The sequence below is a fragment of the Geodermatophilus aquaeductus genome (assembly GCF_900182545.1).
GTDB classification, from domain to species: Bacteria; Actinomycetota; Actinomycetes; order Mycobacteriales; family Geodermatophilaceae; genus Geodermatophilus; species Geodermatophilus aquaeductus.
The window spans coordinates 57,000-65,338 of sequence record NZ_FXTJ01000018.1; the positions used below are offsets into that span (position 1 = coordinate 57,000).

General features: G+C 71.6%; 7 protein-coding genes. All 7 read left to right on the forward strand.

All coding sequences use genetic code 11. The annotated features are described in order from the left end of the window. Positions 1–83: 83 nt before the first annotated feature. Positions 84–2,957: a vitamin B12-dependent ribonucleotide reductase gene (locus tag FN207_RS25045; protein ID WP_142461172.1), complete on the forward strand. Its 2,874-nt coding sequence runs from the start codon at positions 84–86 to the stop codon at positions 2,955–2,957. A gap of 308 nt (positions 2,958–3,265) precedes the next feature. Continuing rightward, positions 3,266–4,207, forward strand: a complete 942-nt coding sequence (locus FN207_RS25050) for a restriction endonuclease (RefSeq protein WP_142461173.1) — start codon at positions 3,266–3,268, stop codon at positions 4,205–4,207. 338 nt (positions 4,208–4,545) lie between these two features. Further along, positions 4,546–4,683, forward strand: coding sequence for a hypothetical protein (locus FN207_RS25055; protein ID WP_221888393.1), 138 nt, complete (start codon positions 4,546–4,548; stop codon positions 4,681–4,683). Between the two features lie 216 nt (positions 4,684–4,899). Then, positions 4,900–5,592: a SemiSWEET transporter gene (locus tag FN207_RS25060; protein ID WP_142461175.1), complete on the forward strand. Its 693-nt coding sequence runs from the start codon at positions 4,900–4,902 to the stop codon at positions 5,590–5,592. Positions 5,593–5,635: 43 nt separating this feature from the next. Next, positions 5,636–6,481, forward strand: a complete 846-nt coding sequence (locus FN207_RS25065; RefSeq protein WP_142461176.1) for an SDR family oxidoreductase — start codon at positions 5,636–5,638, stop codon at positions 6,479–6,481. Next, entirely contained in the window at positions 6,478–7,350 is an 873-nt protein-coding gene (locus FN207_RS25070) for an alpha/beta hydrolase fold domain-containing protein (protein ID WP_246066370.1), read from the forward strand. The genes FN207_RS25065 and FN207_RS25070 overlap by 4 nt, the downstream gene beginning before the upstream one ends. A 117-nt stretch (positions 7,351–7,467) precedes the next feature. Next, positions 7,468–8,082: a ClpP family protease gene (locus FN207_RS25075; RefSeq protein ID WP_142461177.1), complete on the forward strand. Its 615-nt coding sequence runs from the start codon at positions 7,468–7,470 to the stop codon at positions 8,080–8,082. The last annotated feature ends 257 nt before the right edge of the window (positions 8,083–8,339 follow it).

Here is an 8,339-nt window from a genome sequence, read left to right on the forward strand (position 1 = left end):
GCCAGAGAACGTCAGTACCGCCCGCTAGAAACAGGTCGGCTCTCTTCCCCAGCCGCCTGGACCACTTCACCGAGGGAGAGCTCGTGACCGAGATCGAGGACCGCCCGGCAGGCCGCACCCGTCGGGCCGCCAAGGCGCCGACCAGGGGGAAGGGCCTGAAGGTCAAGCGCGTCTACACCACCGCGGGCCTGCACCCGTACGACGAGGTGACGTGGGAGCGCCGCGACGTCGTCATGACCAACTGGCGTGACGGCTCGATCAACTTCGAGCAGCGCGGCGTGGAGTTCCCCGCCGAGTGGAGCATCAACGCCACCAACATCGTCACCACGAAGTACTTCCGCGGCGCCGTCGGCACCCCGCAGCGGGAGACCAGCCTGCGCCAGCTCATCGACCGGGTGGTGCTCACCTACGGCGCCGCCGGCCGCGAGCACGGCTACTTCGCCAGCGAGGGCGACGCCGAGGTCTTCGAGCACGAGCTGACCTGGATGCTGCTGCACCAGGTGTTCAGCTTCAACAGCCCCGTGTGGTTCAACGTCGGCACGAGCGCGCCGCAGCAGGTCAGCGCCTGCTTCATCCTCGCCGTCGACGACACGATGGACTCGATCCTCAACTGGTACCGGGAGGAGGGGCTGATCTTCAAGGGCGGCTCCGGCGCCGGTCTGAACCTCTCCCGCATCCGCTCCTCCAAGGAGCTGCTCTCCTCCGGCGGCACCGCCTCCGGCCCGGTCAGCTTCATGCGCGGCGCCGACGCCTCTGCCGGGACCATCAAGTCCGGTGGAGCCACCCGCCGCGCGGCGAAGATGGTCGTCCTCGACATCGACCACCCCGACATCGAGGAGTTCATCGAGACCAAGGCGCGCGAGGAGGACAAGATCCGCGCGCTGCGCGACGCCGGGTACGACATGGACCTCGGCGGCAAGGACATCACCAGCGTCCAGTACCAGAACGCCAACAACTCCGTCCGCGTCTCCGACGAGTTCATGCGAGCGGTCGAGGACGGCACCGACTTCGGTCTGCGTGGCCGCCTCGACGGCTCGGTGATCGAGACCGTCGACGCCAAGGAGCTGTTCCGCAAGGTCACCAAGGCCGCGTGGGAGTGCGCCGACCCGGGCATCCAGTACGACGACACGATCAACGACTGGCACACCAACCCCGAGACGGGCCGGATCAACGCGTCCAACCCCTGCTCGGAGTACATGAGCCTGGACAACAGCTCGTGCAACCTGGCGTCCCTGAACCTCATGAAGTTCCTCAAGGACGACGGGACCTTTGACGCCAAGACCTTCGTCAAGGCCGTCGAGCTGGTCATCACGGCGATGGACATCTCCATCTGCTTCGCCGACTTCCCGACCGACCCGATCGGTGAGACCACCCGCGCCTACCGGCAGCTGGGCATCGGCTACGCCAACCTCGGCGCCCTGCTGATGGCCACCGGCCACGCCTACGACTCGCGCGGTGGCCAGACGCTGGCCGCGGCCATCACCTCGCTGATGACCGGCACCGCCTACCGCCGCTCGGCCGAGCTGGCCGGCATCGTCGGCGCCTACGACGGGTTCGCCCGCAACGCCGACGCGCACGCCCGCGTCATGCGCAAGCACGCCGCGGCCAACGACGCCATCCGCCCGGTCGGCGCCGACGACGCCGACGTGCTGCGCGCCGCCACCGCCCAGTGGCAGGAGTGCCTCGAGATCGGCGGGGAGTACGGCTGGCGCAACGCCCAGGCCTCCGTGCTGGCCCCCACCGGGACCATCGGCTTCATGATGGACTGCGACACGACCGGCATCGAGCCGGACTTCTCGCTGGTCAAGTACAAGAAGCTGGTCGGCGGCGGGTCCATGCAGATCGTCAACCAGACGGTCCCGCGGGCGCTGAAGAGCCTCGGCTACCAGGACGAGCAGGTCGAGGCGATCGTCGAGTACATCGCCGAGCACGGTCACGTCGTCGACGCGCCGAGCCTGCGCCCGGAGCACTACGAGGTGTTCGACTGCGCCATGGGCGAGCGGGCCATCTCCCCGATGGGCCACGTCCGCATGATGGCCGCGGTGCAGCCGTTCATCTCCGGCGCGATCAGCAAGACGGTCAACATGCCGGAGACGGCGACCGTCGAGGACGTCGAGAACATCTACTTCCAGGGCTGGAAGCTCGGCCTCAAGGCGCTGGCGATCTACCGCGACAACTGCAAGGTCGGCCAGCCGCTGTCCGACGCCAAGGCCAAGAAGTCCGAGGCCAAGGTCGAGGTGGAGGCCGCTCCGGTCACCACCACGTCGCACCCGGTCCGCCGCCGGCTGCCCAAGAAGCGGCAGAGCATGACGACGTCGTTCAGCGTCGCCGGTGCCGAGGGCTACATGACCGCCGGGATGTACGAGGACGGCAGCCTCGGCGAGGTGTTCCTCAAGCTCGGCAAGCAGGGCTCGACCCTCGCCGGTGTCATGGACGCCTTCTCGATCGGCATCTCGATCGCGCTGCAGCACGGTGTGCCGCTGGAGACCTACATCCAGAAGTTCACCAACATGCGCTTCGAGCCGGCCGGCATGACCGACGACCCGGACATCCGGATCGCCCAGTCGGTGATGGACTACATCTTCCGTCGCCTGGCCCTCGACCACCTGCCGGTCGACACCCGCGCCACCCTCGGCATCTTCAGCGCCGAGGAGCGGGCCGCGCAGGTGTCGGGCAGCTACGGCGGCTCGGCCTCGACCGCGGAGGTCGTCGAGGCGGAGGAGGTCGACGTCGAGGCGCTGCGCGGCTCGGTGCCGACCGAGACCCCGGCGCAGGAGAAGGTCACCCCCGAGGGCCCGAAGTCGATCAAGGAGGCCCACTCCTCGGCCGAGCTGCTCGAGCTGGTCACCGGGACCGCCACCGACGCGCCGCTGTGCATGACCTGCGGCACGAAGATGCGCCCGGCCGGCAGCTGCTACGTCTGCGAGGGCTGCGGCTCCACCAGCGGCTGCAGCTGATGACGCTCGTCGCGAGTAGTGCACGGCGCTGTCGCGAATAGTGCACCAGTTGTCAGCGATAGTGCAGGGCCTGTCATAGGTAGTGCACAGCAAGGGCTGGCAACAACGTTCGTGACGAAACTGAGGGGCGAGACTCGTGCGAGTCTCGCCCCTCAGTGCTTACTTGCGACGTAACGGCGAGTGTATTTCGAGCGGGTGAGAGATCATCTGGCGACCGTCTCCACCCGGGAGGCTGTCACGCTCACGGCGACCATCTATCCCAGTGGCTCGGCCACGGTCGAGGGGAACTGCGAAACGGGGAGTTGACCATGGGCTGGTTGCAAAAAATCTTCAGTGTCAAGTCTTCCGAAACAGCGACGGAATCCGCACAAACCACGCTGGCGAAATCCATTCCAGCCGAGCCGCCCGCACCTTTGCTACCTCGTCCTCGTCTGCCGGAGTTGTCCCCAGAATGGGCGGCGGTGGCCAAGCGGATCCGTCAAGTGATGTACCGCGTGGATCAGCATGGTGGTGAGACGTGCCTGATATGGCAGCCGAGTCCCGTTACGGAAGCGCATGTCGGTCTGGCCCACATGGACAATGACTGGACGATCAGCGCCTCCGCCCTCCCTGTTCCGCCGGAGGATCGCGCGCTCTTTCCGGTGGACAAGGACGGCATATGGTGGGGTTTCGAGGGAGCGGACCCAGCGAAGGACGACGTCGCTCACGCCGTTGCCGCCATGCTGCGCTACCTGTACTCCACCCCTGACGATCTGCGCCCCACAGACGAGACGCAGGGCGATGGGCACTGGGCCAGTTCGCGGGCGCTTCCGCCGCACGTGTCGGACAAGATCGTCACGCTACTTGCCGGGGCGAAGACGCCCGCCCGTGGTCGAGGGGCACCTCCTGCTCCTCGCCTGATCCGCACCCCACATGACGCCGAACTGACCGTCGCTGATTGGATGCGCTGGCTCGGCTTCAACCAGGTCGGCGTCACTCCTGTGGGCGCCGACGAGGGCATCGACGTCTACTCCGTCGAGGCAATCGCCCAGGTCAAGATGGAAGGCGTGCCGACCGGCCGCCCGGTCATTCAGAACGCCTACGGCGTCGCCGCCGCCGAAGGTAAGACCGCTCTCGTCTTCAGCCTTGGCGGTTACGTACACACCGCCATCGACTGGGCCAACAAGGTTGGCGTGCCCTTGTTTCAGTTCGACCTGCAAGGAACGCCGGAACCCGTGAACGCGGCAGCCCGGCACCTGTTCAAGGGGTAGCGGCACGGACAAAGCGCAGGTCAGCGAGTCGCTCGCGATCAACCTGAGGACATGTTGGGGCTGCTACCCGCAGCATTGGTGAGACTAGGAATGACCTTGGGATGACAGTTGTCAGCTGAGGTAGTCTCCGAGCACGACCGACCGGTGCCCCGGTCCCGCTTCCCGCGGGGCCGGGGCACCGGCCGTCTCAGGACCGCCACCCGAGGGTGGCGCCGCGGGGCTGCCCCGTCGGGGCGAGGACCACGGGGAGGGCCTGGCGCCGGCCGGTAACGCTCTCCCACGCTGGGCGCATGCCGCGCCGTGCCACTGCCCCGACCTGCCCCGATACCCCGGCCGCCGTGCCGTACGTCGTCGGGCTCCCGTCGGCGGAGACGTTCGAGGCCGCGGAGCGGGGCGAGGTCGTCCTGGCCGGCTGCGTCCTGTCCGAGCCGATGCCCGACTGGGCCTGCCCGAGGTGCGGCACACCGCTCGGCTGACGCGCGGGAGGGGCCGGCCGCGACGGAGGGCGAGCGAGGTCACAGCAGGATCACGGCGGATCCAGTGACGAAACGGTTCTGCTACGCCGATGACACCTGTGGTCATCGGGCACCGTTCGCCGATCCGCTCAGCGACGAGGGACGCGACCAGGGGGCGCACTCCCGGCCGGTGGCCCCGCCCCTCGCTCGTCTCCCCGAACGGATCCCTGCTCCGCCATGCCCGCCGTCCTCGGCGTCCTCGCGTCCACCCTCAGCATCGCCGTCATCTGGCCCCAGGTCTGGCTCTCCTGCCGGCACCGCCGCACCCGGGGCCTCTCGCCCACCGGCACCTGGCTCGCCGTCGCCCTGAACCTCTGCTGGCTGGTCTTCGGCCTGCTCGTCCACGACCCCGCCCAGGTGGTCACCAACGCCGTCGTCGGCGCGGGCAACACCGCCGTCCTCGCCGCCCTCCTGCTCACCCAGCCGCGGCTGCGGGCCCGGCGCGCACTGCTCTGCACCGCCCCGGGCGCCGCGGGGCTCCTCGCCCTCGCCGCCGGCGCCGGCCTCGCCGTGCTGGTGATCGGCGCCCCGGCGGCCGCCGTCGCCACCGCGCTCGGCTCGGTCACCGCCCTGGTGGGTGCCGCCGGCGCGCTGCCCCAGCCGCTGGGACTCCTGCGGGACCGCGCCCAGGACGTGTCGGGGCTGTCCCCGGCGCGCTGGTGGCTCGGCGCCGCGTCCTGCGCCACCTGGACCGGCTACGGCGTCTCGTCCGGCCAGCCGCTGCCGGCGCTGGCGGCCGCGGTCGGACTGGCCTGCGCCCTCGTCACCTGCGCCGTGCTGGCCCGCCGCGCACCGGCACCGGTCGTCCCCCTGCCCGTGCGCCGGCCGGTCCGGCCCGCCGAGCAGCGGCCGGTGCTCGCCGCCGCCTGACCGGGCAGGGGAGGATCCCGGGTCACCGACCCGAGGAGTCCCGTTGTCACAGGTCCCCGTCGCCGTCACCGGCGCCACCGGTCAGATCGGCGGCCGCGTCGCCCAGCGGCTCGCCGCCGCCGGCGTTCCGCTGCGGCTGCTGGTCCGCGACCCCTCGCGGGCGCCGCGGCTGCCCGGCGCCGCCGCCGTCGTCGCGCCCTACGGCGACGGGGACGCCGTCCGGCGGGCGCTGGAGGGCGTCGGCACGGTCTTCATGGTGTCGGCGTCGGAGTCGGCCGACCGGGTCGACCAGCACCGCACCTTCGTCGACGCCGCCGCGGCCGCCGGCGTGGGGCACCTGGTGTACCTCTCCTTCCAGGGCGCCGCGCCGGACGCCACCTTCACGCTGGCCCGCGACCACTGGGCGACCGAGGAGCACGTCCGCGCCCGCGGCCTCGTGCACACCTTCCTGCGCGACGCGCTCTACGCCGACTTCCTCCCCGGCCTGGTGGGGGAGGACGGCGTGATCCGCGGCCCGGCCGGCGAGGGGCGGGTGGCGGCGGTCGCCCAGGACGACGTCGCCGACGCCGCCGTCGCCGTCCTCCGGGACCCCGCGGCGCACGCCGGGCGCACCCACGAGCTCACCGGCCCGCAGGCGCTGACCCTCGCCGAGGTCGCCGCCACGATCACCGCCGTCACCGGCCGGCCCGTGCGCTACCACCCGGAGACGGTGGAGGAGGCCTTCGCCTCGCGCGCCTCCTACGGCGCCCCGGACTGGCAGGTGGAGGCCTGGGTGTCCACGTACACCGCCGTCGCCGCCGGTGAGATGGCGCGCGTGAGCACCGCCGTCGAGAACCTGACCGGCCGCCCGGCCACTTCGTTCGAGCAGGTGCTGCGGACTGCGGCGTGAGCGTGCGCATGCGGGCGGTCGCCGGCTTCCTGCGGGTGACCGCCAAGCCCCGCATGGTCACCGCCGAGCGCGCGCGGCAGCGGATGGCCGACCCCGGTCCGCCGGCGCCCCTGCCGGGGTCGCTGCGCCGCCGGAACGACGTCGGCACCAGGCAGGTGGCGGGCGTCGACGTGCACACCGTGGCCCCGCGCGGCGGCGGCAGCGGGCGGGCCGCGGTGTACCTGCACGGCGGCGCCTACGTCGCCGGGATGGCGCCGCAGCACTGGACGCTGGTCGGGCGCCTGGCCGACGCCGGCGTGCGGGTCGAGGTCCCCGACTACGGCCTCGCGCCGGCGTCCACGTACCGCGACGCCTACCCGCTGCTCACCGCCGTGTACGGAGAGCTGGGCAGCGACGACGTCGTCCTCGCCGGCGACTCCGCAGGCGGCGGGCTGGCGCTCGGCTTCGCCCAGACGCTGCTCGGGTCCGGCCTGCCGCAGCCGCGGCGGCTGGTCCTGATCGCGCCGTGGCTCGATCTCACGCTCGCCGGCCCCGGCGTGGCCACGGCCGAGGCGCGCGACCCGTGGCTGTCCCGCGCCGGCCTGGTCGAGACCGGCCGCGCGTGGGCCGGCGGCGACGACCCGGCCGACCCCCGACTGAGTCCGGTCAACGGCCCGCTCACCGGCCTGCCGCCCGTGCGGATCTGGATCGGCACCCGCGACCTGCTGTACCCCGACGTGCTCCGGCTGCGCGACCGGGCCGCCGCCGAGGGCGCGCGGGTGGACCTCACCGTCCGCGGGGGCGCCGTCCACGTCTACCCGCTGACGCCGACGCCCGAGGGCCGCACCGGGATGCGCGAGGTGGTCGCCGCGGTGGCGGGGGACCGCTAGCCGCCACCATTCCGCCGAGAGCACAAGAATTGCGCGAATGGCGTAACGGCGCCATTCCGGGTGCATTCTGCGGTCCACTACCGGTGTCGTCGTCCCCGAGTGGTCCCGGAGGTCCCCGTGCACGTCCCGACCCTGCGAGAGAACGCCGGCGGTCCCGGTCTGCAGGACGCCGTCTCCGACCGGTTGCTGCGCGAGCGGATCGTCGTCCTCGGCACCCAGGTCGACGACGAGGTGGCCAACCAGCTGTGCGCGCGCATGCTGCTGCTGGCCGCCGACGACCCGCGCCGTGACATCTCGCTCTACGTCAACTCACCGGGCGGCTCGGTGACCGCCGGGCTGGCCGTCTTCGACACCATGCGGTCCCTCGGCTGCGACGTCGCCACCTACGCGTTCGGGATGGCCGCCTCGATGGGGCAGTTCCTGCTGACGGCGGGCACGCCGGGCAAGCGGTTCGCGCTGCCGCACACCCGGATCCTCGTGCACCAGCCCTCGGGCGGGGTCGGGGGCACCCAGTCCGCCATCGCCGTGCAGGCCGACATGCTGCGCCGGCTCAAGCGCGAGGTGGACGAGCTGCAGGCGCAGCACACCGGGCAGAGCGTCGAGCAGATCGAACGGGACTCCGACCGGGACCGGTGGTTCACCCCGGAGGAGGCCCGCGCCTACGGGCTGGTCGACCACGTGGTCGCCTCGGCCGCCGTGCTGCCCGTCCCGGTGCTCACGCCGACGGGCTGACGGCGGCTGCCGACGGCGCGCGGTCAGCGAGGATGTGGCGGCGCGTGGGGCACCCCCGATGCGGAGCCGCTACGCCGTTGACCTGGGCTTTCTCCGTCCACAAGCCTTGTCCGACGACTGTTTCGAACGTATGATCGACTGCGTGGACGACGTGCTGACCGTTCCGGCCCCGGTGCCGCCGGTCGGGTTGTCGTCCGGGCCGCTGGGCGAGGTCCAGGCCGCCGACCGGGAGATCTCCCGTCAGACGGCCCGCCGGG